Origin of the sequence: Streptomyces sp. HmicA12 (assembly GCF_000373565.1) — a bacterium.
Taxonomy (GTDB): Bacteria; Actinomycetota; Actinomycetes; order Streptomycetales; family Streptomycetaceae; genus Streptomyces.
Genome location: NZ_KB891797.1, coordinates 348,601 through 370,583 on the forward strand (window position 1 = coordinate 348,601; position 21,983 = coordinate 370,583).

The 21,983-nt window shown below is 70.9% G+C and carries 22 protein-coding genes and 1 pseudogene; 11 read left to right on the forward strand and 12 right to left on the reverse strand.

Annotated elements, in window-relative coordinates:
- Window positions 1-13: 13 nt before the first annotated feature.
- Together B072_RS0101725 and B072_RS0101730 are read right to left on the reverse strand one after the other, a co-directional pair.
- Window positions 14-1,417 (reverse strand): purine-cytosine permease family protein, encoded by a 1,404-nt coding sequence (locus tag B072_RS0101725; protein WP_043243070.1) that lies wholly within the window; start codon window positions 1,415-1,417, stop codon window positions 14-16.
- Window positions 1,418-1,503: 86 nt separating this feature from the next.
- A complete protein-coding gene (locus B072_RS0101730) occupies window positions 1,504-1,893 on the reverse strand; it encodes a PLD nuclease N-terminal domain-containing protein (RefSeq protein WP_018528210.1) in 390 nt (129 codons plus the stop codon).
- A gap of 88 nt (window positions 1,894-1,981) precedes the next feature.
- On the opposite strand from B072_RS0101730, the gene B072_RS0101735 reads away from it, so the two are divergent.
- A complete protein-coding gene (locus tag B072_RS0101735; RefSeq protein ID WP_018528211.1) occupies window positions 1,982-3,439 on the forward strand; it encodes a menaquinone biosynthesis decarboxylase in 1,458 nt (485 codons plus the stop codon).
- A gap of 79 nt (window positions 3,440-3,518) precedes the next feature.
- Window positions 3,519-4,424 (forward strand): menaquinone biosynthesis prenyltransferase MqnP, encoded by a 906-nt coding sequence (gene mqnP, locus B072_RS0101740; protein ID WP_018528212.1) that lies wholly within the window; start codon window positions 3,519-3,521, stop codon window positions 4,422-4,424.
- Between the two features lie 12 nt (window positions 4,425-4,436).
- Here the strand turns inward: mqnP and B072_RS0101745 are convergent, their stop codons facing one another.
- Complete coding sequence (locus B072_RS0101745) at window positions 4,437-5,192, reverse strand: hypothetical protein (RefSeq protein WP_018528213.1); 756 nt, start codon at window positions 5,190-5,192, stop codon at window positions 4,437-4,439.
- Between the two features lie 159 nt (window positions 5,193-5,351).
- Here B072_RS0101745 and B072_RS0101750 point away from each other — a divergent pair, with 159 nt between their 5' ends.
- On the forward strand, window positions 5,352-5,924 hold the full coding sequence (locus tag B072_RS0101750; RefSeq protein ID WP_018528214.1) for a Uma2 family endonuclease: 573 nt from the start codon (window positions 5,352-5,354) through the stop codon (window positions 5,922-5,924).
- Here the strand turns inward: B072_RS0101750 and B072_RS0101755 are convergent.
- Window positions 5,915-6,544 (reverse strand): rhomboid family intramembrane serine protease, encoded by a 630-nt coding sequence (locus B072_RS0101755; protein WP_018528215.1) that lies wholly within the window; start codon window positions 6,542-6,544, stop codon window positions 5,915-5,917. The two genes, B072_RS0101750 and B072_RS0101755, sit on opposite strands and share 10 nt — an antisense overlap.
- 74 nt (window positions 6,545-6,618) lie before the next feature.
- Here B072_RS0101755 and B072_RS0101760 point away from each other — a divergent pair, with 74 nt between their 5' ends.
- On the forward strand, window positions 6,619-7,320 hold the full coding sequence (locus B072_RS0101760) for a UbiX family flavin prenyltransferase (RefSeq protein ID WP_051127059.1): 702 nt from the start codon (window positions 6,619-6,621) through the stop codon (window positions 7,318-7,320).
- Here the strand turns inward: B072_RS0101760 and B072_RS49560 are convergent.
- Entirely contained in the window at window positions 7,317-7,451 is a 135-nt protein-coding gene (locus tag B072_RS49560) for a hypothetical protein (RefSeq protein ID WP_018528217.1), read from the reverse strand. The genes B072_RS0101760 and B072_RS49560 overlap by 4 nt on opposite strands.
- A 140-nt stretch (window positions 7,452-7,591) precedes the next feature.
- Here B072_RS49560 and B072_RS0101770 point away from each other — a divergent pair, with 140 nt between their 5' ends.
- Together B072_RS0101770 and mqnE are read left to right on the forward strand one after the other, a co-directional pair.
- Window positions 7,592-8,047: an Lrp/AsnC family transcriptional regulator gene (locus B072_RS0101770; RefSeq protein WP_018528218.1), complete on the forward strand. Its 456-nt coding sequence runs from the start codon at window positions 7,592-7,594 to the stop codon at window positions 8,045-8,047.
- A 53-nt stretch (window positions 8,048-8,100) separates the two neighbouring features.
- Window positions 8,101-9,264, forward strand: a complete 1,164-nt coding sequence (mqnE, locus tag B072_RS0101775; protein ID WP_018528219.1) for an aminofutalosine synthase MqnE — start codon at window positions 8,101-8,103, stop codon at window positions 9,262-9,264.
- 61 nt (window positions 9,265-9,325) lie between these two features.
- Here the strand turns inward: mqnE and B072_RS0101780 are convergent, their stop codons facing one another.
- Complete coding sequence (locus tag B072_RS0101780) at window positions 9,326-9,850, reverse strand: GNAT family N-acetyltransferase (protein ID WP_026245356.1); 525 nt, start codon at window positions 9,848-9,850, stop codon at window positions 9,326-9,328.
- Window positions 9,851-9,948: 98 nt separating this feature from the next.
- On the opposite strand from B072_RS0101780, the gene B072_RS0101785 reads away from it, so the two are divergent.
- Together B072_RS0101785 and B072_RS0101790 are read left to right on the forward strand one after the other, a co-directional pair.
- The gene (locus tag B072_RS0101785) at window positions 9,949-10,242 is read left to right on the forward strand and encodes a DUF4229 domain-containing protein (RefSeq protein WP_018528221.1); all 294 of its coding nucleotides are present in this window, start codon (window positions 9,949-9,951) and stop codon (window positions 10,240-10,242) included.
- 397 nt (window positions 10,243-10,639) lie between these two features.
- Window positions 10,640-11,956, forward strand: a complete 1,317-nt coding sequence (locus B072_RS0101790) for a dicarboxylate/amino acid:cation symporter (RefSeq protein WP_018528222.1) — start codon at window positions 10,640-10,642, stop codon at window positions 11,954-11,956.
- 478 nt (window positions 11,957-12,434) lie between these two features.
- Here B072_RS0101790 and B072_RS0101795 read toward each other — a convergent pair whose 3' ends face one another.
- From B072_RS0101795 to B072_RS47990, 3 genes and pseudogenes are all read right to left on the reverse strand, one after another.
- Window positions 12,435-13,739 (reverse strand): hypothetical protein, encoded by a 1,305-nt coding sequence (locus tag B072_RS0101795; protein ID WP_018528223.1) that lies wholly within the window; start codon window positions 13,737-13,739, stop codon window positions 12,435-12,437.
- 131 nt (window positions 13,740-13,870) lie between these two features.
- Window positions 13,871-14,204: pseudogene (locus B072_RS46120) on the reverse strand (helix-turn-helix domain-containing protein); the annotation flags it as partial.
- Between the two features lie 61 nt (window positions 14,205-14,265).
- Window positions 14,266-14,451 carry a hypothetical protein gene (locus B072_RS47990; RefSeq protein ID WP_158689130.1) on the reverse strand — a complete coding sequence of 62 codons (186 nt, stop codon included), beginning with the start codon at window positions 14,449-14,451 and terminating at the stop codon, window positions 14,266-14,268.
- A 426-nt stretch (window positions 14,452-14,877) separates the two neighbouring features.
- Between B072_RS47990 and B072_RS0101815 the strand changes: the two genes are divergently transcribed.
- On the forward strand, window positions 14,878-15,465 hold the full coding sequence (locus B072_RS0101815) for a TetR/AcrR family transcriptional regulator (RefSeq protein WP_078506268.1): 588 nt from the start codon (window positions 14,878-14,880) through the stop codon (window positions 15,463-15,465).
- Here B072_RS0101815 and B072_RS0101820 read toward each other — a convergent pair.
- Both B072_RS0101820 and B072_RS0101825 read right to left on the reverse strand, forming a co-directional pair.
- Entirely contained in the window at window positions 15,454-16,293 is an 840-nt protein-coding gene (locus B072_RS0101820; protein ID WP_018528228.1) for a MaoC/PaaZ C-terminal domain-containing protein, read from the reverse strand. The two genes, B072_RS0101815 and B072_RS0101820, sit on opposite strands and share 12 nt — an antisense overlap.
- Before the next feature lie 280 nt (window positions 16,294-16,573).
- Window positions 16,574-17,923: a 3-oxoacyl-ACP reductase gene (locus B072_RS0101825; protein WP_018528229.1), complete on the reverse strand. Its 1,350-nt coding sequence runs from the start codon at window positions 17,921-17,923 to the stop codon at window positions 16,574-16,576.
- A gap of 69 nt (window positions 17,924-17,992) precedes the next feature.
- On the opposite strand from B072_RS0101825, the gene B072_RS0101830 reads away from it, so the two are divergent.
- Window positions 17,993-19,303, forward strand: coding sequence for an acetyl-CoA C-acetyltransferase (locus B072_RS0101830; RefSeq protein ID WP_026245358.1), 1,311 nt, complete (start codon window positions 17,993-17,995; stop codon window positions 19,301-19,303).
- Between the two features lie 40 nt (window positions 19,304-19,343).
- Here the strand turns inward: B072_RS0101830 and B072_RS0101835 are convergent, their stop codons facing one another.
- On the reverse strand, window positions 19,344-20,183 hold the full coding sequence (locus B072_RS0101835) for a helix-turn-helix transcriptional regulator (protein WP_018528231.1): 840 nt from the start codon (window positions 20,181-20,183) through the stop codon (window positions 19,344-19,346).
- Between the two features lie 242 nt (window positions 20,184-20,425).
- Between B072_RS0101835 and B072_RS0101840 the strand changes: the two genes are divergently transcribed.
- Window positions 20,426-21,829, forward strand: coding sequence for an MFS transporter (locus tag B072_RS0101840; RefSeq protein WP_018528232.1), 1,404 nt, complete (start codon window positions 20,426-20,428; stop codon window positions 21,827-21,829).
- Window positions 21,830-21,983 lie beyond the last annotated feature (154 nt).

The following is a 21,983-nucleotide window of genomic DNA, read 5'->3' on the forward strand; positions in this document are numbered from 1 at the left end:
CGTACGTGCCTTTCTACGCAGGGGTGTTGATGCGGTCACGCCGCCGGAGCAGCGCGTACAGAGCGGCGCCGAGGACGAACCCGACCGGGCAGGTCAGGTCGCCGACGGCCGGCCACTGGCTGGGCACCCAGCCGACGAACAGGGCCTGGTTGGAGAACAGCGGCACGGACACGGCCACGCCGACGAGCAGCGCGATCAGCCCGGCCGGATTGCTGAACGTACGGTCCTGGAGCCGGTCCGCGAGCGCGTCGTCGGGCAGCGCGCGCAGCCAGTGCTCCATCAGCACGACGCCCAGCCACGGCGCGATCCAGTACGCGATCACCAGCAGGAAGTTCTCGAAGGCGTGCCCGGCGTCGGCGAGCGAGGCCCACCCGGCGGCGGTGCCGATGGCGCCGACGAGGGCGACCAGCGCGGCCCGGTTCATCCACCGCGGCAGCTTCAGGTCGAGGGAGGAGATGGAGACGGCCGCCGAGTAGACGTTCAGGGTGGCGGCCGCCATCGCGCCCAGGATGATCGCGACGAGCGTCAGATTGCCGAGCCAGCCCGGGAGCTGACCGGTGAACGCGTCGGTGGGGGAGGCGTCGGCGGGCGCGGCCAGCGTGGCGGAGGCCGCGCCGATCACGGAGACGACGGACACCGAGACGAACAGGCCGAGGCCCGCGTACCAGGCGGTCGCGCGGCGCGAGGTGTCCGCGGGCAGATAGCGGGCGTAGTCGGCGGCGCACGGGTTCCAGCCCGCGGTGAAGCCGAAACAGGCGCTGAAGGCGAGCATGAACCCGCCGAAGCCGCCGCCCTGGGCCGTGGCGCCGCTCAGGTCGGCGTCCATGAAGATCCACACTCCGGCGAGCAGGAAGATCACGCAGAGCACGGGGAACGCGTACTTCTCGAACCGGTGCACCAGGTCGTGCCCGACGTACCCGATGACGACCTCGAGCACGACGAGGATCAGCAGGCTCGGCAGCGGCGCGAGTCCGGTGAGCGAGTTGAGCGCGAAGGCGCCGCCGACCGTGTTCACCGCGAACCAGCCGACCCCGGCGACGAACGCGTTCACGCCCGACGGCAGCGCGTTGCCCTTGTGCCCGAAGGACAGCCGCCCGATGACCATCTGCGGCACACCGAACCGCGGCCCGTCCGTCGACAGCACCCCGTGCGCCAGCGCCCCGAGCCCGGCGCCGAGCACGAGCGCGGCCACGGCCGGCCAGAAGCTCAGCCCGAACGCGGACACGGAGAGCACCCCGATGAACACGGTGGCGAAACCGACCTGGGGCGAGGCCCAGGTCCACAACAGCTGACGGGGCGAGCCGTGGCGCCGCTCGTGCGGCACGGGTTCGGCCCCGTGCTCCTCGACGGCGATGAGCTTCTCGGCGCCGGTGACGACCTCGGTCACGGGCGTGGGGTCATGCGGGGATCTGGACATGGGCCTTTACGGGGACGAGATGCGGAGGGGGGTGTTCCTCATCCAGTGTGAGGGATGCCGTCCGCGGGTCGTAGAGGCCCTGGTCCCTACTCCGTGCCCTGCTCGCCCTCCCGGCGCCGCAGCTCCTCCTCGCGACGGCGCAGGTCGGCCTCCCAGTCCTTGAGCAGCGCCTCGTCCTTCTTGTTCTCCTCCTTGAGGGAGGCGAGGAACTCCGGATTGTCGTCCGGGGCGACGTACGTGGTGCGCTGGTTGCGGTGCCACTCGGAGGGCGTCGACCCGCCGGCGGGCGCCTTGCGCTGCTTCCCCGCGACGAGCCACGCGACCGGACCGATCAGCACCTCGCCGAAGAGCAGGATGATGATGACCCAGACGACCTTGGGCAGGCCGCGTACTTCCTCTTCAGGAGTGTTGAGGCAGTCGATGAACGCGTAGATCCACAGCGCCAGGACCAACAGGAACGGCAAGTAGCGCAGCATCGTGTCGCGATCCCCCAAGGAGCGATGAGGGGGCCGCGCGGCCCCCCGGTGACCGGGACAGGGTAGCGGTTGCCGGATACTGGAACGCATGGCTTATGACGATCTTCGCTCCCTGCTCAGGGCGCTGGAGCGCGAGGGCGACCTGAAGCGCATCAAGGCTGAGGTCGACCCGTACCTGGAGGTCGGCGAGATCGTCGACCGGGTGAACAAGGCCGGCGGCCCGGCTCTCCTCTTCGAGAACGTGAAGGGCTCATCGATGCCCCTCGCGATGAACGTCTACGGCACCGACCGCAGGCTCCTCAAAGCCCTCGGCCTGAAGTCGTACGACGAGATCAGCGAGAAGATCGGCGGGCTGCTCAAGCCCGAGCTGCCGCAGGGCTTCATGGGGATGCGCGAGGCGTTCGGCAAGCTCGGCTCGATGATCCACGTACCGCCGAAGAAGGTGAAGTCCGACGACGCGCCCGTGCAGGAGGTCGTGCTGCGCGGCGACGACGTCGACCTGGACAAGCTCCCGGCGCTGTTCACCTGGCCCGAGGACGGCGGCTCCTTCTTCAACCTGGGGCTCACGCACACCAAGGACCCCGAGTCCGGCGTGCGCAACCTCGGCCTGTACCGCCTCCAGCGCCACGACAAGCGCACCATCGGCATGCACTGGCAGATCCACAAGGACAGCCGCAACCACTACCAGGTCGCCGCCAAGCGCGGCGAGAAGCTGCCGGTCGCGATCGCCTTCGGGTGCCCGCCGGCCGTGACGTACGCCTCGACCGCGCCGCTGCCCGGCGACATCGACGAGTACCTGCTCGCCGGGTTCATCCAGGGCAAGCGCGTCGAGATGGTCGACTGCAAGACCGTCCCGCTGCAGGTCCCGGCGAACGCCGAGGTCGTCATCGAGGGCTGGCTGGAGCCGGGCGAGATGCTGCCGGAGGGGCCCTTCGGCGACCACACCGGTTTCTACACGCCGCAGGAGCCCTTCCCCGCGCTGACCATCGACTGCGTCACGATGCGCAAGCGTCCGCTGCTCCAGTCGATCGTCGTCGGCCGGCCGCCGACCGAGGACGGCCCGCTCGGCCGCGCGACGGAGCGCTTCTTCCTGCCGCTGCTGAAGGTGATCGTCCCGGACATCGTGGACTACCACCTCCCCGAGTCCGGCGGCTTCCACAACTGCGCGATCGTCTCGATCGACAAGAAGTACCCGAAGCACGCACAGAAGGTGATGAGTGCCATCTGGGGCGCGCACATGATGTCGCTGACCAAGCTGATCGTCGTCGTCGACTCCGATTGCGACGTCCACGATCTTCATGAAGTCTCGTGGCGCGCGCTCGGGAACACGGACTACGCCCGCGACCTGATGGTGACCGAAGGCCCCGTCGACCACCTCGACCACGCCTCCTACCAGCAGTTCTGGGGCGGCAAGGCCGGTATCGACGCGACGAAGAAGTGGCCCGAGGAGGGCTACACGCGGGACGGGGGCTGGCCCGAGATGGTCGTCTCCGATCCCGAGACACACGATCGTGTGACAAAGCGATGGAAGGAGTACGGACTGTGATGCGTGTCCGCAAGATGAGGTCCAGCGCGGAGACGGGGTTTCCCCGCCGACGCGGGGATGATCCGGAGTACGGACTGTCGTGAGCAGCGCTTCAGCAGCGATTCCGCAGCAGCCCGGACGCACCAAGGCCTTCCTGCGCCTGGTGATGATCGAACATTCCGTCTTCGCGCTGCCCTTCGCCTACACCGCCGCCCTGACCGCGATGTTCGAGCTGGACAAGAACATCCACTGGGGGCTGCTGCTCCTGGTGACCATCTGCATGGTGGGCCTGCGCACGTTCGCGATGGCGGCGAACCGGATCATCGACCGCGAGATCGACGCCCGTAACCCGAGGACCGCGCACCGCGAACTGGTCACGGGCGCGGTGTCGGTGAAGTCCGCGTGGACGGGCGCGCTGATCGCGCTCGTCGTCTTCCTCGTCTCGGCCGCCCTCCTGAACCCGCTGTGCCTGGCCCTCGCGCCCATCGCGGTGATCCCGATGGTGGTGTACCCGTACGGCAAGCGGTTCACGAACTTCCCGCAGGCCATCCTGGGTCTCGCCCAGGCGATGGGCCCGATCGGCGCGTGGATCGCGATCACCGGGGAGTGGTCCTGGACCGCGGTGATCCTCGGTCTCGCGGTCGGCATCTGGATCGGCGGCTTCGACCTGATCTACGCCTGCCAGGACGTGGAGACCGACCGCGAGGTCGGCGTGAAGTCCGTCCCCGCGCGCTTCGGCATCCCGGCCGCCATCTGGGGCGCCCGGGGCTGCCACTTCATCACCACGGCCCTGTTCGTCTGGTACGCGCTCGCGACCGGCGCGGGCGCCTTCTTCTGGCTGGGTCTGGTGATCGTCGCGGCCGCGTTCCTGTACGAGCACACGATCGTCAAGCCGCACGACCTGTCCCGCCTGAACCGGGCGTTCTTCCAGGTCAACGGGTTCATCGGCATCGCGCTGTTCGTGTGCGCGCTGCTCGATCTGCTGGTGCGCGGCCTGACGGTCTAGGCCGGATCCGGGTCAGACGATCTGCTCCGCGCCGCCGTCGGCGCGGAGCAGCCGCAGGAACGCCTTGAGCCCGGTGATGATCTCCTGGTTGTCCGTCAGGCGGTTCACCACGGACTCGAACTCGCGGCTCATGGCGTCGACGCGCTGGTCGGTGCGGTCCGCGCGCTGGTTCGCGGAGATGCCGACCACGTCGAGGGCCTCGTGCAGCCGGGCGAGCGAGCTGTAGGCCTCTTCGGCCATGTGCTCCAGGGCCTGGTTGCCCTTCTTCAGGTCGGCGACCTCCTTGTGCACGGAGGCGATGTCGTCGCGCGGGTAGCGCACCTCACGGCCGAGGGCGACCAGCCGCCTGCGCAGCGCGCCGAAGTAGGCGCCCGCGGGCCGGAAGAACGTACTGAGCAGGTAGCAGCCCGCGAGCCAGTAGCCCGCGGAGCGGCCGGTGGCCACCGCCACGGCGACCGCGACCGCCGCCGTGAACACGTGCGAGCCGATCGCCGTACGGAGCATGACGGTGGCGATCCGGGCGGCCTCCGCGTCCCGGTCGCCGGGCACGGCGATCCCCTTCTCGCGGCTGTCGGCCGCCTCGTGCACCACGGAACGGGCACGGAAGTAGAGGTTCCACGGGACGGTCAGCAGCAGCACCAGCCACAGCAGACACAGGGCTCCGCCACCGGCGAGCAGCACGGTCTCGGCCGGGACGTCGAGTGCGAAGACGAGGACGAGGGCGACGACGACGGCCGCCCCGCACAACAGCAGGTATCGGACCTTCATGACGTCAGCGTGGCCCTGCCCGGGGGGTCTGCGCATGCGTACGCGTACTCAGTCGGGATCGCCGCACGGGTGGTGAAGCCGCGGGAAACGGGCGACGCACGGCCGTCCGCGTCCGTGGCGTGCGGCCTACCATCGGGAGCAGGACCCAGGGAGGCCACCGTGACGACCACGGACATCGACCGCCTGCACTCGCAGCTCAGCAAGCTGGAGGACATGTTCCCCGGCTATGTTTCGGAGATCGTCGAGGGCAGCATCGTGATGAATCCGGTTCGGCCGTTTCACGGCAAGACCATTACGCGCCTGTGGACCGAGGTGGAGCGGCAGTTGCCGAGGCCGTGGGCCCTGGTCACCGACGTCGCCTTCGTGTTTGACGACGCCAATGAGTTCTGTCCCGATCTCGCGGTCATTCCGGCGGAGGCAGAGGCGGAGAACCGTACCGAGTACTCGCCGGACCTGATCGAACTGGTCGCGGAGGTGGTGTCGCCGAGCAGCATTCGCCGTGACTACGAGATCAAGCCCCGCTGGTACGCCTCCCGCGGCATCGCCAACTACCTCGTCCTCGACCCGCTCAAGGGTCACTGCGTCACGATGTGGAACCCGGGCCCCGACGGCTACCGGGGGCAGGACACCCTCCCGTACGGAACCGAGATCGTCGTCGATTCACCGCTCGGGAAGCTGGCCCTCGACACGGCCCGCTTCCCCGTCGACCCGAAGGCCCCCGCTCAGGGCTGAGCGAGCTCAGGACGCGGTCGGCGCCGCAGCACGAACGCCGCCGCCACCCCCGCGATCAGGCCGATCAGATGGCCCTGCCAGCTCACGCCGTCGTTCGTCGGGGAGAGGCCGGCCAGGAAGGTGGTGCCCCAGTAGGCGGCCACCAGCAGGCCGACGACGATGCCGAGGGGGCGGCGCTCCACGAAGCCGCTGAGCACGACGAAGCCGAAGAGGCCGAAGATCAGGCCCGAGGCGCCCGCCGTGTTCGAGTGGTCGGGGGCCACCAGCCACACCCCGAGGCCGTCCGCGACGATGATCAGCGCACTGGCCAGCAGGAAGCGGCGGATGCCGGAGAGCGCCGCTATGAAGCCGAGGACCAGCAGCGGTATCGAGTTCGCCGCGACGTGGGCGAAGCCGAAGTGGATGAAGGACGCCGGGACGACGTCGATCAGCTCGGAGGGCTCGCGCGGCTGTATGCCGAAGGTGTCGAGCGCGTGGCCCGACGCCGTGTCGATCACTTCGAGCAGCCACAGCAGGGCCACCCACGCGACCATCACCTTGCCGGCCGCGAGCGCGCGGTCCTTCGCCGTCCAGCTCGGCGCACCCGGTCGCTGCTGTCGCTTCTGTGCTTCGTACGTCATGAAAGCCCCCACCCCTGGGCCGGCCCGTCGTGCGGTACAACGCCCCCGGCCCCTGCTCAAGTTCCCCCATGAGCATGCCGGATAGGCTCGTGGGTGTGGAGCACGTCAAAGCAAAGAGCCGCACCCCGTGGGTCGTCGGGGTGTCCGGGGCCTCCGGAACTCCGTACGCCGCTTCGGTGCTGCGTGCCCTGCTGGCCGCGGGCGAGGCCGTCGACCTGGTCGTCTCGCGGGCCTCGCGGCTCACGCTGCTCGACGAGACGGGGATCGCCTTCCGGGACGCGCACTGGCGCGAGGACCTCGCGGAGTGGCTGGCGCGGGGCGCCGACGGCAAGCCGGACACCTTCGGCGGCATCGATCCGGGCGACGTACGGTACTGGGCCGCCGGTGACCTCGCGGCCGGTCCTTCGTCGGGGTCGTACCCGGTCAAGGGCATGATCATCGTGCCCGCCTCGACGGCGTGCGTGGCGGGTGTCGCGCTCGGGCTGTCCAAGGACCTGCTGCAGCGCGTGGCGAGTGTGACGCTCAAGGAAGGGCGCCGGCTGGTCGTCGCGGTGCGGGAGACGCCGCTGAACGGGCAGACCCTCAAGCACCTGGTGACGCTGGACGAGGCGGGCGCGGTCGTGCTGCCCGCCTCGCCGGCGTTCTACGCGGGGGCGACGCACATCCAGGATCTGGTGGACTTCGTCGCCGGGCGGGCGCTGGACGCGGCAGGGGTGCCGCACACGCTGTACCGCCGTTGGGAGGGAGAGCTGGGGGGAGGCTCTCGGGAGAGTTAGCGCTTCTTGGCGCGGGCGGCGTGCTTCTTCGCCGCGCGGGCCTCGGCAGTGACGGACGGGTGGACACGGGAACGATTGGCCTCGGCCTGCAGCTCGCGCATGCGGGCGTACGCCATCTCGATCGTGAACACGGTGACAACTCTCCTGAAAATCGATGGATCTTCGCTGATCCGCTGACTGGGCTTTAGAACTTGCGGGGTGTCGCCCCCGCTAGCCTTAGATTCTACACGTAAACTCGCGTCAACGCTGAATAATGAAAGGCTATGGACCTATGGACGCCGTGGACAGGCAGCTCATCCAGGCCCTGCGCGAGAACGGCCGCGCCTCGTATGCCGAGTTGGGCCGGCTCGTCGGCCTGTCCGGGCCCAGCGTCACGGACCGCATCAACCGCCTCGAGGCGGCCGGGGTCATCACCGGCTACCGCGCCACCGTCGACTCCGCCTCGCTCGGCCTCGGGGTCATCGCGCTCATCGGCATCTCGCTCTCCGACGCCGCCGACCACGAGGATGTCGCGCACCGCTTGAAGGACCTGCACGAGATCGAGGACTGCTGGTTCATCGCGGGCGACGACTCGTACATGCTCAAGGTGCGGGCCAGTGACGTCGACGGTCTGGAGAAGACGATCCGCCGCCTCAGCGGCACCAAGGGCGTCTCCCGCACGCGCACGACCATCGTCCTCTCCACGAAGTGGGAGAACCGGGTCGGGGAGCTTCCCGAAGAGGTGTGAGCGCGTAGGCGTACCGTGGGCGGAGTTCCGAAGTGGTGAGGAGAGGTACCGGCATGGATGCAGGGCTCAAGCGCGAGCTGGAGCAGAAGGTCTCGGACGGAGAGCGGCTGTCCCGCGAGGACGGCATCGCGCTCTACGAGTCGGACGACCTGGCCTGGCTCGGCGGCCTCGCCCATGAGGTGCGTACGCGGAAGAACGGCGACGTCGTTCACTTCAACGTCAACCGCCACCTCAACATGACGAACGTCTGCACCGCCTCCTGCGCCTACTGCTCGTTCCAGCGCAAGCCGGGCGAGAAGGACGCGTACACGATGCGCATCGAGGAGGCCGTCAAGCTCGCCAAGGCGATGGAGTCGGAGAACCTCACCGAGCTGCACATCGTCAACGGCCTGCACCCGAACCTGCCGTGGCGCTACTACCCGCGCTCCCTGAAGGCCCTCAAGGAGGCGCTGCCGAACGTCGGCCTGAAGGCGTTCACGGCCACCGAGATCCACCACTTCGAGAAGATCTCGGGCCTCTCCGCGTCCGACATCCTCGACGAGCTGATCGAGGCCGGCCTGGAGTCGCTGACCGGCGGCGGCGCCGAGATCTTCGACTGGGAGATCCGGCAGCACATCGTCGACCACGACACCCACTGGGAGGACTGGTCGCGGATCCACCGGCTCGCGCACGAGAAGGGCCTCAAGACCCCGAGCACCATGCTCTACGGGCACATCGAGGAGCCCCGTCACCGCGTCGACCACGTGCTGCGCCTGCGTGAGCTGCAGGACGAGACCGGCGGCTTCCAGGTCTTCATCCCGCTGCGCTACCAGCACGACTTCGTGGACATGAAGGACGGCAAGGTCCGCAACCGCCTGCAGGCGCGCACGACCATGGCGACCGGCGCCGAGGCGCTCAAGACCTTCGCGGTCTCCCGCCTGCTGTTCGACAACGTCCCGCACGTGAAGTGCTTCTGGGTCATGCACGGCCTGCACACCACGCAGCTCGCGCTCCAGCACGGCGCCGACGACATGGACGGCTCGGTCGTCGAGTACAAGATCACGCACGACGCGGACAACTACGGGACGCCGAACAAGCTGACCCGCGAGGACCTCCTCGACCTCATCCGCGACGCCGGGTTCCGGCCCGTCGAGCGGAACACGCGCTACGAGATCATCCGCGAGTACGAGGGTTCCGATCCGGGCCGCCGTGACGCGCCGCAGCCGATGCGGATCTGAGTTCCCCGCCGAGTGCGCGCCGAGGCCCCGGTTCCCTGTGGACCGGGGCCTTCGCGCGGCTTCAGAGCAGGGGCAGCATCATGTGGATGTCGTCGCGGTCGTCGCCCGGGGCCACCCGGATCGCGCCCGGGATGCGGCCCACCTCCTTGTAGCCGCACGCCGCGTAGAAGCGGTCCGCGCCCGTGCCGCCGCGGCACGTCAGCCGCAGCGCCTCGATGCCGCCGAAGCCGCGGGCCGCGTCCTCGGCGGCCGCCATCAGGGCGCGGCCGTAGCCCTTGCCCTGGTGGGAGGGGTGGACCATCACCGTGTAGAGCCACAGGTGGTGCTTCATCAGGCGGTGCGGGTTGAAGGCCAGGAACGCGGTCGCGGCGACCGTCCCGTTCTCGTCGTGGCCGACGAGCAGCCGGGTGCGGCCCTCCACGAGACCGGCGAGGTGCTTCACCAGCTCGGGGCGTATGTCGTCGGGCGTGACGGGCGGGACGAAACCGACGGCCCCGCCGGCGTTCGAGACGTCCGCCCAGAGGGCGAGCACCCCGTCCCGCAGGGCCGGATCGACGGCCGGATCCAGCGTAAAAGTAAGTGGCATAGGGCGACTTTAACCATTACACGCGGGACCCCTCAACAGGGTTCTCCGGCGCCGTGCTTCACTGGGGGGACCATTTCGCAACGGAAGAGTGGATTGAGATGCTCCGCTACACGCTGATGCGCCTCGGGGTCTTCGTGGGCTGCTTCCTCGTCGTCTGGGGTCTCGTCGCCACCGGCATCGTCCCGCGCGGCCTGGGTGGCTCCAACTACCTCTGGATCGCGCTGCTCGCCCTGGTGATCTCCGCGCCGCTCAGCTTCGTGCTGCTGCGCAAGGAGCGCGACCGGGCCTCCGAGAAGATCGTCGCCCGCGTGGACCGCGCGAAGGCGAACATGGACGCCAACCGCTCCATGGAGGACGAAGCGGACGACGCCGCCCGCGCGCAGGGCGCGTGAGCCCGTACGGGACCCGTGTGAGTTCCGCGTAAGTTACGTCACAGCAGGCCTCGGCCCCGACACCGCACAGGTGTCGGGGCCGCCTGTGTTTTCAAGGTAAATCCGGCTTAAGGGGCATGCGGGCAGCGCACCTGCCCCAAAGAAGCCCTTTGATGTTCCCAAAGCGCTGGTGTTAACGTTCCCGACATGAAGACACCGGCCGCGCCCCGCATCACCATGAGCGTTCCGCTCGTGGCGCGCCTGCATGTCGATCTCTGCCGCTGCATGTCCGCGGCCTGTCGCGCCTGACGCGACCTTCCCGATGCAGCGGCGCCGCTGACCTCTTCTCGTGGTCGCCGCTCCAGTACGTCCCGTACTTCCCCGCCTTGTCCCCGCGCGCCCTCACTGGAGTGCCCCCGTGTCCGCGAACACCCCCACAGCCGACCAGAAGTCCGGCTTCCGCATACCGAAGATCCCGTTCTGGGCGCAGGTCCTGCTCGGCCTCGTCATCGGTCTGGTCCTCGGCTACGTCGCCCGCACGGCCGACGTCGCCTGGCTCGGCTCGACCCTGGAGAAGGTCGGCAGCATCTTCGTCCAGCTCCTGAAGCTGGCCGTCGCGCCGCTCGTCTTCTTCGCGATCCTCGTGTCGATCACCAACCTGCGGAAGGTCGACAACGCCGCCCGGCTCGCCGGCCGCACCCTCCTCTGGTTCATGATCACGTCGCTGATCGCGGTCGTCATCGGCCTCGCCATCGGCCTGCTGACCAACCCCGGCAACGGCACGTCGCTCTCGGCCGCCGACGCCGCGAAGGCCGACACCCAGGGTTCCTGGATCGACTTCCTCACCGGCATCATCCCGACCGACGTCATCACGCCGTTCACCGAGCTGAACGTGCTGCAGATCGTGTTCATGGCCGTCGTCGCCGGTATCGCCATCCTGAAGATCGGTGAGAAGGCCGCCCCGGTCCTCACCCTCTCCGAGTCCATCCTGGAGCTGCTGCAGAAGGCCCTGTGGTGGGTCATCAAGCTCTCCCCGATCGGCTCCGCCGGCCTCATCGGCAACGCGATCGTCCAGTACGGCTGGGACCTGATCGGCAAGTACGCGACCTTCACCGCCGACATCTACGTCGGCTGCGCCCTGGTCCTGTTCGGCGTCTACCCGCTGCTGCTCGGCACCGTCGCGAAGCTGAACCCGCTCCAGTTCTTCAAGGGCGCCTGGCCCGCGATCCAGCTGGCGTTCGTCTCCCGCTCCTCGGTCGGCACCATGCCGGTCACCCAGCAGTCGGCGATCCGCCTCGGTGTCCCGAAGGACTACGCCTCCTTCGCCGTCCCGTTCGGCGCGACCACCAAGATGGACGGCTGCGCCGCGATCTACCCGGCGATCGCCGCGATCTTCGTCGCGAACTTCTTCGACGTCCAGATGGGCGTCAAGGAGTACCTGCTCATCGCGTTCGTCTCGGTGATCGGCTCTGCCGCCACCGCCGGCCTCACCGGCGCGACGGTCATGCTCACCCTGACCCTCTCCACCCTCGGCCTCCCGCTGGAGGGAGTGGGCCTGCTCCTCGCGATCGACCCGATCCTGGACATGATGCGGACGGCCACGAACGTCGCCGGCCAAGTTGTGGCCCCGCTGATCGTGGCTTCGCGGGAGAAGATCCTCGACCGCGATGCGTACAACGCGGTGACGGCGTCCCCCGTGGACGAGCCGCAGGCGGCGGTGGCTGCCGCCGCCTGACGTCCCCCGGCTCGTACGGAACGTGCCCCGCACCCGGATTGGTGCGGGGCACGTTGCGTTGGTGGTGGGGCGATTAGGACTTGTCCGGCCGATCATGTTGCTGGTCAGGGTGCGAGCGTGTCCAAGACGAGCGTGAGCAACGAGACCAGCAGCATGGTCTCTCTGTGGGGCTAGCCGTGGGGAACCGATCACTGGATGCGTCCGGGTGAGGAGTTCACGGTGGTGACCGAGGCGGAGCCGGAGCAGTCGCCGTTCAACGTGGTCGTGCATGACCAGGGCATCACCGTGTGGGTGAACGCAGGTCACGACGCCGAGGTCTTCGACACATCCCAGGTCGGCCAGCGCACCCGGCCGCCACCGCCAACGCCCCTGCCTTTCGTAGGAGCGCGGCGGCCGTGCCCACAGGTTCAGCGCCGCCTGAGGCGTATATCACGGCAGAAGTGCCGACCGCTCGACCCGCCCGGCACCCAGCGCCCTGTCAAGCTTCGCCGCGCCGGGCCCAGGTCCCTCTTCCACCCGCCGTCATCAGCGTGTTGACGATGTGCGACCGGTTGCGGCCGCCCCGAAGCAGCCGCTCGGCCGCCAGGCCGAACGCCAGTGCAGGTCCCACGAGACCGAGGGTCTCGCCGGTGCCAAGCGCCAGCCCCGCGCCAGCGAGCCCGAGGCCGGTCTCGGCCGTGGCCCAGGCGAGCCGCCCGGACCGCTCTCCGGAGGTCGGCAGCTTCCGCCGGACCGCCCGGAGCAGTGCGGGGAGGGCGCCGTCGGCCGCCGCCGCGTCCCCGGAGCGCAGCGCCGCCTGGAAGGCGTCGCGCCGACGGGTCACGACCTCGTCCTGTCGGATCTTCGCGATGTCCTGCCAGCCCAATTCAGCGACCGCCGCCAGGTTGCCCGGGGCCATCCCGTGTTCCGCAGGGGCTGTGGCTCCGGGGCTGGCGGGCTCGAAGAGCGCGTCCGTCGGACGCCCGAGGTAGAGGCCGATGTCGGCCGCTTTCGGGAGCGACCGCGGGGACGCCCCGTCGGTGCCCAGCGTCCGCTGCACCGCTGCGTTCCAGGCCTGCGTCGCGGTGTTCCACATCGCCGTCCGGTGTGGCGGGTCCGTGGCCTCTAGCTGGGCGAAGAGCACGGCCCTGCGGTGCCGGTTCGACGGCTCCACGTGCTCGTCGAGATAGGCGAGGGTGCGTTCCACTGGGGCGTAGTCGTGGCCGGGGAGCCCCGGCAACTCCGCCACCTCCTCCAACACGTCGCGGTATGAGCAGGGGCGCGTCACGGTGCTCGTGCCCAGCGGCACTCCCGCCTCACGGGAGAAGTGATGCAGGGTCCAGGCCACGGCCTCCAGCCTGCGCCGGATTACTCCGCCCTCCTCGTAGCGTGCGCCCAGCGCGGTACCCCGCGCGAACAGCGGCCCGGGATTCGCCTCCCCGCGCTCCAGAACGGCTTCGGACAGCCTGACCAGGGGCTCTGCCGTGTCGAACGAAGACGAGAGCCAGCCGGGCTCCAGGGCGCGGTGCAGGCCGGTGGTGACCAGGACGAAGGGGTCGCTGCCGACCGGAGCGGCGGTGGTGCAGCGCAGGAACGACGGGCAGCCGCGCACGAAGGACCGGAAGTCCTCCGTCTCGAACAGCGCCTGTACCGCATGGCTGTCGATGAGCTGCACGTCGCTCAGCACCACCGTGTGCCCTAACAGGGCCTGGATCTTCAGCATGACGGCCAATGACGTGTCCTGCGGACCCCACCCGGACACGCGCAGATGCTCACCATCAAGCCAGTGGGCATAGATCTCCATGGTTCCCCCTTCCCCCGCCGAGCGAGGGGCTCCCCCTCGACAGCAGACCCTACGGCGAAGAGGCCAACTGCGCTGATTACCTGGCCGGTTGGGGCCCGGCCGCGCACCCCGCACTGCCCCAAACCGAGACCGCGATGACACAGTGAGGACGATCCGACGTGCCGGTCGCGGACCGGGACCAGGGTGCCGTCCACGATCCACAGCCGGTCCACCGCGTCGGCCGGGCGGGAAACGGGCTCCAGGGCCAGCAGCGGGCCCAGCCGCTGGACCACCCGGCACACGGTCGAGGAGGAGATTCCGAACAGCGGCCCGAGCTGCCGCATGGTCAGGTTCGTGCGGTAGTACACGGCCACCGCCAGGACACGCACGGCCAGCCGAAGTCCCCACGGCCAGCTCCGCAAGGCCCCGTTGCCGCCCCGCTCACGCACCGCCCTTTAGCAGCCGCGCAAACTGCGTCACCTGCAACCCGGTGCTTTGGTGCCGGGTGAGGTGAGGGTGAACGTGAAGGTGATGGGTTGACGTAGCGTCAGTTTCCGCGGGGCTGCCGGGATGCGGTGCAGGCGTTGGTGCCGTGCCCGCAGTCGAAGCCGATCGTCGCGGTGGCGGCCTTGGCCAGGCCGGACGTGGAGGTCGGTCGCAGGGTGAGGGTGTGGGTACAGGTTCGTCCGTCGCGTGCGGCCAGCACGGTTTTCTGCGCGATGCTGACTTTCATCGTTCCCAGCTTCTTGCGGGTGCGCAGGTCTGTGATCGTGAAGGTTCCCGATCCCTGCGCGCAGGCGCTGTGACGGTCGAAGCCCTGCCGGTGAGCGGAGCAGTTGATCCCTGCGGCTCGGGGTGGCGGCCGAGCGGCTGCACTTCGTGCGGGCCGAGATGCAGCTCGCGCGGCTCGTGCCGAGGCTTGCCGGGCAGCGCGGCAGGGCCGATGCCTCGCTGGCCGCGGCGCGGGATGCGGTGGTCGCCCTGGGGCGGGGAGCGGGGCGTTCCGTAGGGTGAGGGGCGCACGACGTGTGGACGAAAGGCGGCTGGGGTGGGCGGCGACAGGAAGGCTGGGGCGGTGGCACGGCAGGACGGGGGTGCCGGGGCCGCGGAGAGGCCGAAGGCGCGGGGGAGGCTGCCGCGGGCCGAGCGCGAGCGGCAGATGGTGGACGCCGCGGTACGGGTCTTCGGGGAGCGCGGCTACCGCGCGGCCTCGATGGACGAGATCGCCGAACTCGCCGGTGTCTCCAAGCCGTTGGTGTACCTGTACCTGAACTCGAAGGAAGACCTGTTCACCGCCTGCATCCGGCGGGAGGCCGCCGCGCTGGTCGCCGCCGTGCGGGCCGGGGTGCGGCCCGGCACCGCCTACGACCTGCAGCTCTGGGACGGGCTCACGGCCTTCTTCTCGCACACCGCCGAGCATCCCGACGGGTGGGCGGTGCTGCACACCCAGGCGCGGTCGGGCGGGGAGCCGTTCGTGGCCGAGGTCGGGGCGATGCGGGACGAGATCGTCGCGTTCGTGACGTCGTTGATCGCGGAGGCGGCCCGGGAGGCGCACGGCGATCCGGAGCTCGCCGAGCGGGAGGTCGCGGGCCTCGCCCAGGCCCTGGTCGGCGCGGCCGAGGCGCTGGCCGGCTGGGCCAACACCGATCCGTCGGTCTCGGCGAAGGAGGCCGCGACGACCATGATGAACTTCGCCTGGTCGGGGCTGGGCAACCTGATGGACGGGCGGCGCTGGTCAGCGCGTTAGCGGCGTGACCTCGCCCGTGACGTGCACCCGCTCGCCCTCGGCGGCCCGCAGTTCGAACGCCGGGCCCCGCGCCGCGTAGACGACACTCCCGGGCAGCAGTACCGGCGCCTTGAAGCGCGCCTGTACGTGGACGGGCCCGTGCGCCCCGTACTCCGCGAGGCAGCGGGCCACCGTCCACATGCCGTGCGCGATGGCGCGCGGGAAGCCGAAGGCGCGGGCCGTGAGCGGGTGCAGGTGGATGGGGTTGCGGTCGCCGGACGCGGCGGCGTACCGGCGTCCGAGGTCACCGTGCAGCCGCCACTCGGCGACCCGGGGGAGCTGCCCCGCGGCCGGCTCGGCGGTGTCGGGGGCCGGGGTGTCCGTCCGGTGCCGGGCCAGGTACGTGCTGGTCGACTCCCACACGGGTTCGGGCTCGCCGGCGGCGCGCAGCTCGGTGACGACCACGGCCTCCGTGCCGCGCCGGTGCGGGCGCAACTCCGGGATGCGGACGCCCAGTTCGTAGCTGTGGCCGGGGGAGAGGTCCCGGTGCTGGTCGATGCCGATCGAGGTGTGCACGAGCCCGAGCAGCGGCAGCGGGAACGCGCGTCGTGACATCAGCCGCATGGCCAGCGGGAAACCCAGGATGTGCGGGTAGGTGACGGGGAGTTCGTCGCGGCCGGTGGGGAAGGCGCAGACGCGCTCGTACGCGGCGAGGTGCTCCGCCTCGACCCGGAGTCCGGGGAGCCGTGCCGTCGTGTCGTGCAGCGGGGCCGTTGCCTTCGGCCGCTTGAGCGGGGAGAGGGCCGCGCCGCGGAGCATGTACGGGAGCAGGGACGGGGGTGAGGTCACGTGGGGATCCTTGGGGTGAGGGGTGGGTGCGGCTCGCCGCGGGGGTTCCGGGTGGGAGGGGAGGGCGCGGGTTTCGTCGTGGCTGGTCGCGCAGTTCCCCGCGCCCCTGGAAGCGAGCTCCGCTCGCCCGGGGGAGGCTGCGCGGAGCGCATGCCTCAGGGGCGCGGGGAACTGCGCGAGAAGCCCCCACCGGCCCGCAGCCGCCCACGCAACAGGGACCCGGCAGACGCGAGGGCGGAAGGAGCGCGGGGCACCCGTCGTCCGGGTGGCCCGGGACGGGTCACGCTCCCAGCAGACTCTGGCCGCAGACCCGGAGTACCTGCCCGTTGACCGCCCCGGAACCCGCGGAGGCGAACCACGACGTCGTTTCCGCGACGTCCACCGGAAGCCCGCCCTGCCCGAGGGAGTTCATGCGCCGCCCGGCCTCCCGGATGAACAGCGGGACCGCGGCCGTCATCTTGGTCTCGATGAAGCCGGGGGCGACCGCGTTCACCGTGACCCCGTGCTCGGCGAGGGCGCGCGGCGCGAGGGAGCGGACGAGGCCGACGATGCCGGCCTTGCTCGCCGCGTAGTTGGTCTGGCCGGTGTTGCCCGCGATCCCGGCGATGGACGCCGTGGCGACGACGGCGCCGCCGCGCCGGATCGCGCCCGCCTTCAGGAGGGAGTCCGTGGTGCGCAGCACGCTCGCGAGGTTGACCTCCAGAACCGAACTCCAGCGCTCCGCGGGCATGTTGGCGAGCCGCCGGTCACGGGTGATGCCCGCGTTGTGCACGAGGACGTCCAGGCCCCCGGACTCCGCGGTGAACTCGGCGATCCGCTCGCCCGCGTCCTCGGCCGTGATGTCCAGCGGCAGCGCTCGCCCGCCGAGCCGCTCCGCGACCTTCGCCAACTCGGCCTCGGCGGAGGGCACATCGAGGAGCACGACCCGCGCGCCGTCCCTGACGAGCGTCTCGGCGACGGCCTCGCCGATGCCGCGCGCGGCGCCGGTGACCAGCGCGGTGCGCCCGGCGAGCGGCCGCGCCCAGTCCTCGGGGACCTTCGACTCGGAGTCGCCGGCGCCTACTTCGACGACCTGGCCGCTGACGAACGCCGACCTGGGGGACAGCAGGAAGCGCAGGGTCGACTCGGCGGCCGCCATCGGACCCGCCACCCGCACCAGGTTCACGGTGCGTCCGCGCCCGATCTCCTTGCCGAGGGAGCGGACGAAGCCTTCGAGGCCCTGCTGGACCGCCGCCTGGTGGTGGTCGTCGGCCGACGGGGGCGTGCCGAGCACGACCACGCGGCCGCCCGCCGCGATGGACCGCACGGCCGGGTGCAGCGCCGCGTGCACCTCGGCGAGTGTGTCGACGTCGGCGACGGCGGTGGCGTCCACGACGACCGCGGCGGGGCGCGCCGTGCCCTCCGTTGTCCCGGCGAGCGTGCCGCGCACCTCCAGGCCGGTCCGGGCCAGGATCGCCGACAGCTCCTTCCGGTGTGCCGATCGGCCCGCCGTGAAGTGCAGCAACTGTCCTTCCAGGGAAGGGTGTTCGGCGCTGTAGCGGCGCAGCTGCGCGGGTTGCGGCAGGCCGAGGCGCTTGGTCAGGAAGCGGCCCGGGGCCGTGCCGGTGAAGTTCAGATAGCGGTCGGCCATTGTCCAACTCCCTGCTCGGTCGTAAATTTACTTCGGAGTAAGGTTACTCAGTAGTCAGGAGTTGTCGAGATGGCCCCAGCGAAAACCGCGAAAACCCCGGCGCCGACGGGGGTGCCGCGCCGCGTCGCCGTCGTCGCGGGCAGCCGGATCCCGTTCGCGCGCTCCGACGGCCCGTACGCGACCGCGTCCAACCAGGAGATGCTGACGGCGGCACTGGACGGCCTCGTGGGCCGCTGCGCACTCCACGAGCCGGGCGCCGTGGGCGAGTTCGTGGCCGGTGCCGTCCTCAAGCACAGCCGCGACTTCAACCTGGCGCGCGAGACCGTGCTCGGCTCGGCACTGGACGCGCGCACGCCCGCGTACGACATCCAGCAGGCGTGCGGCACCGGTCTGCAGGCCGTGATCGCCGCCGCCAACAAGATCGCCCTCGGGCAGACCGAGAGCGCGATCGCGGGCGGCTCCGACACGGCGAGCGACGCCCCGCTCGGCGTCAACGACGACCTGCGCAAGATCCTGCTGGCCGCCCGGCGCGCGAAGTCGGCCGGTGCCCGCCTCAAGGCGCTCGCCCGGATCCGGCCCCAGCACCTCGTCCCCGACATCCCGCGCAACGCGGAGCCGCGCACCGGCCTGTCGATGGGCGAGCACGCCGCCGTCACCGCCCGCGAATGGGGCATCGCGCGCGAGGCGCAGGACGAGCTCGCCGCCACCAGCCACCAGCGGCTCGCGGCGGCGTACGACCGGGGCCTGCTCGACGAACTGGTCGTGCCCTACAAGGGACTTGAGCGGGACCAGAATCTCCGCCCGGGCTCGACCGTCGAGAAACTCGCCACCCTCAAAACGGTGTTCGGCACCAAGGACCCCCACCCGACCATGACGGCGGGCAATTCGACGCCGCTGACGGACGGCGCGGCCGTGGTGCTGCTGGCGAGCGAGGAGTGGGCCCGGCAGCGTGGCCTCGAACCGCTGGCGTACCTGACGGCGTACGAGACGGCGGCCGTCGACTTCGTGGGCGGGGACGTGACCGGCGGGGGCGGCGACGGGCTGCTGATGGCGCCCGCGTACGCCGTGCCGCGCATGCTGGAGCGCGCCGGGCTCGGCATCGAGGACTTCGACCTGGTCGAGGTGCACGAGGCGTTCGCCTCGCAGGTCCTCGCGACCCTGGCGGCCTGGGAGAAGCAGGGGCTCGCGCCGGTCGACCGGGACCGGCTGAACGTGGCCGGTTCGTCGCTCGCGACCGGCCACCCGTTCGCGGCGACCGGTGCCCGGATCGTCGCGACGCTCGCCAAGTTGCTCGCGGAGAGGGGCGGTTCGGGCCGCGGCCTGATCTCGATCTGCGCCGCGGGCGGCCAGGGTGTGACGGCGATCCTGGAACGGGCCTAGGCCCCGGTCCACCGGTCCACCGGTCCACCGGTCCACCGGTCTAGTGGGCCTGCGGGTCCAGTTTCAGCATGGCCGCCTCGTCGGGGGAGCCGGTCGGCGCCTGGTAGGCCACCAGGCGCTGGCCGCCCGTGCGGGCCAGCTGCATGACCTCGTACGTGAGGGTCATCGCGCCCACCTTCGGGTGGTCGTACGTCTTGGTGCCGCCGCTGCGCTCGTACACGTCGTAGCGCTCCCAGATCCGCGCGAACTCCGGTGACTTGAGCAGCAGTTCACCGACCAGCGCGGCCATCTTCGGGTCGTCCGGGTCGGTGCCCGCCATCGCGCGCAGGTGCGCGACCGACTTGGTCACCGTCTCCTCCCACGGCACGTACAGCTCCCGGCCGACCGGGTGCAGGAAGAGATAGCGGGTGATGCTGCGCTGCTCGGCCGGCCAGTCCCACAGGCCCGGCATCAGGCCCCGGCCGCCCGGGTTCGCGGCGAGCACGTAGTTGTGACGGTTGACCACGTACGCGGGCATCGGCCGCAGCGCCTCCAGCATCTGCAGCACCGATGAGCGGACCGTGTCGTCACCGGTGGGATGCGGTTCGCTGAGCCGGCCCGAGGCCAGTTCGGCCAGGTCGTGGAGGCGCTCCAGCGGGTCGCCGCGCAGCATCAGGGCGCGGCCGATGGCGTCGATCACGGCGGTGGACGGGTTGGTCTCGCGGCCCCGCTCCAGGCGCGTGTAGTAGTCCACGCTGACGCCCGCGAGCGTCGCCAGCTCCTCGCGGCGCAGGCCAGGGGTGCGCCGCAGGCCCGTGCCCGCGGGCAGGCCCGCCTGCGCCGGGGTGACCTGGGCGCGGCGGGCGCGGAGGTACCTGCCCAATTCCGTTGTCTCGGCCATGCGTTCATTCTCCATGATCGCCGGGCGCGGTGGGGGGCCGTGTCAGGACCAGGAACGCGGCACCCCGGTGAGGCGCGGCCTGCCACCTTTCCGCCGCCGGTCCCAGAGTGGTCGTCGTAGCGAGTGGCCGGGGCCTCGGTCCCAGGGAGTGCACGTCACAGGTCCGCGGACCGTGGCCCCCGCCCACTCGCCCGTAGGAGTCCCGCCCGGGGCCCGTACGAGACCCGTACCTGGAGATTCGTGTGACTCTCGCCCCCACCGCCGTCCGGCCCGCCGCCGCCCGATCCGACGTGGCCCCCGAGCGCCGGCCGCCCGCCGCCGTCGCCCTCGTCGCCGCCCTGCTGGGCTTCACCGTCATCTCCATCGACGTCTCGGCGGTGAACATCGCGCTCCCCGCCATCGGCACGTCGCTGAGCGGCGGCATGACCGGCCTGCAGTGGGTGGTGGACGCCTACACGCTGCTGTTCGCGGGCCTGATGCTGTCGGCCGGCGCGCTCGCCGACCGCGCCGGGGCCCGCCGCGCCTACGCCTACGGTGTCGCCCTGTTCACCCTCGCCTCACTGGCCTGCGGCCTCGCCCCCGGCATCGGCGCGCTCGTCGCGGCGCGGGTGGTGCAGGGCGCGGCGGCGGCCGTCGTGATGCCGGCCTCGCTGTCCCTGATCCGGCAGGCCTACGACGACGCGCGGCACCGCGGGCGGGCCATCGCCCTGTGGGCGGTCGGCGGCTCGGTCGCGATGGCGGCGGGCCCGGTCCTCGGCGGCGCCCTCACCGAGACGGTCGGCTGGCGGGCCGTGTTCTTCCTCAACCTGCCGGTCGGCGCGGCGATCCTGGCGCTCCTCGCCAAGGTCGCGCCGTCGCCGCGCCGCCCTGCCCCGATCGACGTCCCCGGCCAGGTCACGGCCGTCCTCGCGCTGGCCGGGCTGACCTTCGCCGTGATCGAGGGCGGGCACGCGGGCTGGACCTCGGCGCCGGTCCTCGGCGCGCTGGCGGTCTCGGTGGCCGCCGCCCTCTCCTTCTACGCCGTCGAGAAGCGCCACCGCGCTCCGCTGGTCCCGCTGGCGATGCTGTGGCAGCGTGCGGTGGCCGTCTCCCTCGCCGTCGGCTTCGCCGTGAACCTGGCCTTCTACGGTCTGGTCTTCCTGCTCGGCCTGTACCTGCAGCAGGCGCGCGGGATGTCGGGTCTGGCCGCGGGCCTGGTCTTCGTCCCGGTCGCCACGCTCACCACCGTCTCGAACCTGATCTCCCCGCGCGTGGCCGAACGGTTCGGCCGCCGCTCCGTCATCGTCACCGGCCAACTCGTCCTGGCGCTCGCCATGTTCGTCCTGCTGCCGCTCACGTCCGGTACGCCGATGTGGCTGCTCCTGCTGCTGCTCGTACCGGCCGGAATCGGCGGGGCGTTCACGGTGCCCGCGCTGACCGCGATGCTGATGGACTCCGTCCCCGGACCGCGCGCCGGGATCGCCTCGGGGCTGCTCAACGCGCTGCGGCAGACCGGTGGCGCGCTGGCCGTGGCCCTGTTCGGAGCACTGGTCGCCGGCAGCGGGTTCTCCCTGCCGGGAATGCGGGTGAGCCTGGTGATCGCGGGGGGCGTGCTGTGCGCGACCGCGGTGCTGGCGGGGGTGTTCCTGCCGCGGGAGGGGGAGTGACGGGGGTCTCGTCGGCGGGTGCGGGTCCGTGGGGGGCTTCTCGCGCAGCTCCCCGCGCCCCTGGAAGCGAGCTCCGCTCGCCCAGGGGAGGCTGCGCGGAGCGCATGCCTCAGGGGCGCGGGGAACTGCGCGACCAGCCCCCCACCACCCGGCC

Excerpts from the sequence above, each read along its gene's own strand:
- B072_RS0101760 (WP_051127059.1), top strand. The coding sequence starts at position 6,619 with ATGCCGGATAGGCTCGTGGGTGTGGAGCACGTCAAAGCAAAGAGCCGC.
- B072_RS0101745 (WP_018528213.1), bottom strand. The coding sequence starts at position 5,192 with ATGAAGGTCCGATACCTGCTGTTGTGCGGGGCGGCCGTCGTCGTCGCC.
- B072_RS0101730 (WP_018528210.1), bottom strand. The coding sequence starts at position 1,893 with ATGCTGCGCTACTTGCCGTTCCTGTTGGTCCTGGCGCTGTGGATCTAC.
- B072_RS0101815 (WP_078506268.1), top strand. The coding sequence starts at position 14,878 with ATGGTGGACGCCGCGGTACGGGTCTTCGGGGAGCGCGGCTACCGCGCG.
- B072_RS0101735 (WP_018528211.1), top strand. The coding sequence starts at position 1,982 with ATGGCTTATGACGATCTTCGCTCCCTGCTCAGGGCGCTGGAGCGCGAG.
- B072_RS0101835 (WP_018528231.1), bottom strand. The coding sequence starts at position 20,183 with ATGGCCGAGACAACGGAATTGGGCAGGTACCTCCGCGCCCGCCGCGCC.
- B072_RS0101755 (WP_018528215.1), bottom strand. The coding sequence starts at position 6,544 with ATGACGTACGAAGCACAGAAGCGACAGCAGCGACCGGGTGCGCCGAGC.
- B072_RS0101795 (WP_018528223.1), bottom strand. The coding sequence starts at position 13,739 with ATGGAGATCTATGCCCACTGGCTTGATGGTGAGCATCTGCGCGTGTCC.
- B072_RS0101725 (WP_043243070.1), bottom strand. The coding sequence starts at position 1,417 with ATGTCCAGATCCCCGCATGACCCCACGCCCGTGACCGAGGTCGTCACC.
- B072_RS0101825 (WP_018528229.1), bottom strand. The coding sequence starts at position 17,923 with ATGGCCGACCGCTATCTGAACTTCACCGGCACGGCCCCGGGCCGCTTC.
- B072_RS47990 (WP_158689130.1), bottom strand. The coding sequence starts at position 14,451 with ATGAAAGTCAGCATCGCGCAGAAAACCGTGCTGGCCGCACGCGACGGA.
- B072_RS0101770 (WP_018528218.1), top strand. The coding sequence starts at position 7,592 with ATGGACGCCGTGGACAGGCAGCTCATCCAGGCCCTGCGCGAGAACGGC.
- mqnE (WP_018528219.1), top strand. The coding sequence starts at position 8,101 with ATGGATGCAGGGCTCAAGCGCGAGCTGGAGCAGAAGGTCTCGGACGGA.
- B072_RS0101785 (WP_018528221.1), top strand. The coding sequence starts at position 9,949 with ATGCTCCGCTACACGCTGATGCGCCTCGGGGTCTTCGTGGGCTGCTTC.
- B072_RS0101780 (WP_026245356.1), bottom strand. The coding sequence starts at position 9,850 with ATGCCACTTACTTTTACGCTGGATCCGGCCGTCGATCCGGCCCTGCGG.
- B072_RS0101830 (WP_026245358.1), top strand. The coding sequence starts at position 17,993 with ATGGCCCCAGCGAAAACCGCGAAAACCCCGGCGCCGACGGGGGTGCCG.